A 3,116-nucleotide genomic window follows, 5' to 3' on the forward strand; every position below is an offset into this window, starting at 1 on the left:
TATTTTATTCATTTGAAAATAAAAGCATTTAATGTACGGTTTTGCAATTATTTATCTTGGTGAGAATGCCCCACCTAAATAAGTTTTATAGCCGTAGAATTTTCTACAAGAATGATTTTTTGATAGTTTCAAAGAGTGGACCGTACACTTGCTACTATTAAAATTTACACAGTTATTACATATTCTAAATGCATGTGGATTTGCTAAATAAATTCCCTTTGATTTTAATATTCTATCGTTAAATTCATTTGTTTCCGTATTATTCTTTTCCTTTACTTTCAACATTTCTTCATACTTTTTAATTGAATCGATTAAATCTCTTGTAGTTACTCTTTTAAATGATGGCGATGGTGGATTAGGATTCGGTTTAGTTTTTTTCTTTTTCTTCTTAATAGAATTGATTTGCTCGATTGGAACTTCACTAATTTTAGTAACAACTTCTTGTTTTTGTGTGGTTTGCTTTGTTAAACCGCCAAGTGCAATATTTTTCAAAGATACTAACTGTTCTTTTGAATAGCTTAACTTTATTAAATATATAGTATCAGGATTCATAGTTCCTTTATTAGTAAGAATAAAAGAACTATTACTAAAATCGTGTTGTAAAATTAGTGATGGTTCAAAATATAGTTGGAAGCTAAATGATTCATTACCACTCTTTTGAATAGAAAAATTACCATTTGATAGTCTTCTATCTACATTATCAAAAGATAATATATCTTTTAAATACTTAGCAGTTTTTCCAATAAAGTACATTTTTAATTTAATCGATTCATCTTTATAACTAAAGATAAACCCTTTTTCATGGTGTTCTAATGAAGTTATTTTAACTTTATTAAATCCAAACACAAATTTATAAATCCCTTTTTTAATTGAAGCATCAAAATAGATATTTGTTTTCATGTAATCACCTTGTCATTATTTTATCTAGGCATTAATTAATGATTATATCGGTTGTTTCGCTGTTAAAATCAACACGAATGAACTTTAGTCGTATAAAAAAGTAATAAATTAATTCTTGTATAAATTTTATTCATTAATTTGCTATTTCCCTTTTATATTTTTATAAAAAACAAAACCACCATTCCAATAGTGGTTTTGTTTTAGATATTTTTTAATTTATATTTCTTTTAACTATACTCATCCCAGGAGAAAATGAATCATGGCTTTTCCTCAATGATCTACATCCATTTGAATATACCTTCTCATAGTTCGAATATCGCTCAACCCTCCGATTTCTTTCACATTATCAGATATAACCAAAAAAAATTCACTGTTGTAAGAAGTAATTCTATTTAAGTTGTTATTTTTTCTCCAAGCCGTTGTTTTATATTCTATCTTCAAAATGTTTAAGTTGTGAAATGTGCAAAAAAACATTAAAATTTATAATAACTAAATTAATAAAAATATTATTATATCAATGTTTATATAATAATATTTGTGCAATTAAAGGAAGTTGGTTTAACGTATCTATAGATGTAGTTAATGTATAGTTGTATTATTCATTTTACAAACAAAGGAGGGATTTGCAATGGTGGGTTTAAAAGATATTAAACATTCAAATATTCACATAGGGAATTTTATAGAAGAGTTTTTAAATAGTAGTATTTTAAAAAAAGGTGACGTTGCTGCAAGAATGAATATTTCTAGAAATACATTAACAAGTTTATTTTTAAAGGACGTGTGGCCGAAAAATACTCTAGAAAGTTTTCTGGGGGCAATTAACGATTTAACTCAAAGTGGGTCGAGTTTTGATAATCTCAGACTTTTTCCAGTAGCTATTCCAGCTTTTATAGAGAACGGAAAAGGTGTGGTTAATGGGGTTGTTGGGCAAGGAATAACTGTTGGTCTAGTAAATACATTTAAAGGTGTTGTAGACGAGCATCCGTTTAACAGCAATTTAGTTGTACAAGGATCAGTTGGTCAAGGTAATGCGGCCAGAAGTGTGTGGGTTGGTATTCGGGATAATAGAATATCGAAACATGGTTTTAGTTCTGGTGTTTATGTTGTGCTTTTATTTGATTCAAAAGGCGCATATGCTTATTTATCAATAGCATATGCGGTTTCAGATAAAGAAGTAAGTAAATTAGAATCAATGGCTGAAATACCTGCAAAAAAAATAATGGAAGCAATTGAAGGGGATAAACGATATGCTGGGATCCAACCTGGTTCAATAGATTTAGGAGAAACTTCAGGTACGGTTGCAGCAGATTATGAAAAGTCAGTTATTGTTTCTAAGAAATATCTAATTACGGATATTGAAAAGATGCAACTTGAAGAAGATGTAAATTTATTATTAGATCTGTTTTATGATTTTGTGTTCGAAGAGTATTTTGAAGTTTTAGAAAAGCAAATGATGGAACCATCAGATGAAAATACAACTGATGATAAGAAGAAGTCTGTTAAGAAGAAGGGTGGAAATAATTACTCCACTATAGATCCTGAAACTCATTTGAAATTACTTGCTGCGAAGGCAGAACACAATAGTAAAGTTGGTAAAGCTGCTGAGGAATTTGTGTTTAACTCTGAAATCGAAAGACTAATGAGTATGGGGAGAGAAGATCTTGTAGATAAAGTTAAACATGTTTCAAAAGAAAAAGATGGATTAGGGTACGATATTTTAAGTGTTGATATTGACCTGTATGGAGATCTTGTTGAAAAATTTATTGAGGTAAAGGGGAGTTCGTTAGGTGGGAAAAATACTTTTGATTTCTTTTTAACTGAACGAGAGTTAAATGTTGGAATGGAAAAACGTGAGAAATATTATTTAGCTTTTGTTGAATATGTTGGATTTGAAAAGCAGAGGTTTTTTGATGTCATTAATCCGTTTGAAGATTCGCCAAAAGGAGATCTGATAAATAAACGACCAATTCTTTTTAAATGTAGTTTTGAAAAAAATATTTAAAAGTTGTTAAAAGGTACCTGCAATAATAGGTGCCTTTTTTTACTTAAAAACAAAAGAAATAAAATTCAAATTTTTGTAGAATGTCATTTTAACAATAGAACCTTTTTCCCAAATGGGTTGGTATAACCAAATAATACTTTTTTTATAGTTTTTTGAAAATTTCTACTTTATAATTGTTATTATATTATTTTTGGTAATTAAAATTTATTGTTGA

At 28.3% G+C, this 3,116-nt stretch carries 2 protein-coding genes; one reads left to right on the top strand and one right to left on the bottom strand.

All coding sequences use genetic code 11. The annotated features are described in order from the left end of the window. Positions 1–51: 51 nt before the first annotated feature. On the bottom strand, positions 52–900 hold the full coding sequence (locus V7056_RS19365; protein WP_499704028.1) for a hypothetical protein: 849 nt from the start codon (positions 898–900) through the stop codon (positions 52–54). A gap of 628 nt (positions 901–1,528) precedes the next feature. Here V7056_RS19365 and V7056_RS19370 point away from each other — a divergent pair. Further along, positions 1,529–2,902 (top strand): MrcB family domain-containing protein, encoded by a 1,374-nt coding sequence (locus tag V7056_RS19370; protein WP_499704029.1) that lies wholly within the window; start codon positions 1,529–1,531, stop codon positions 2,900–2,902. Positions 2,903–3,116: the final 214 nt, after the last annotated feature.

The sequence above is a fragment of the Bacillus sp. JJ664 genome (assembly GCF_036962205.1).
Lineage (GTDB): Bacteria > Bacillota > Bacilli > Bacillales > Bacillaceae_G > Gottfriedia.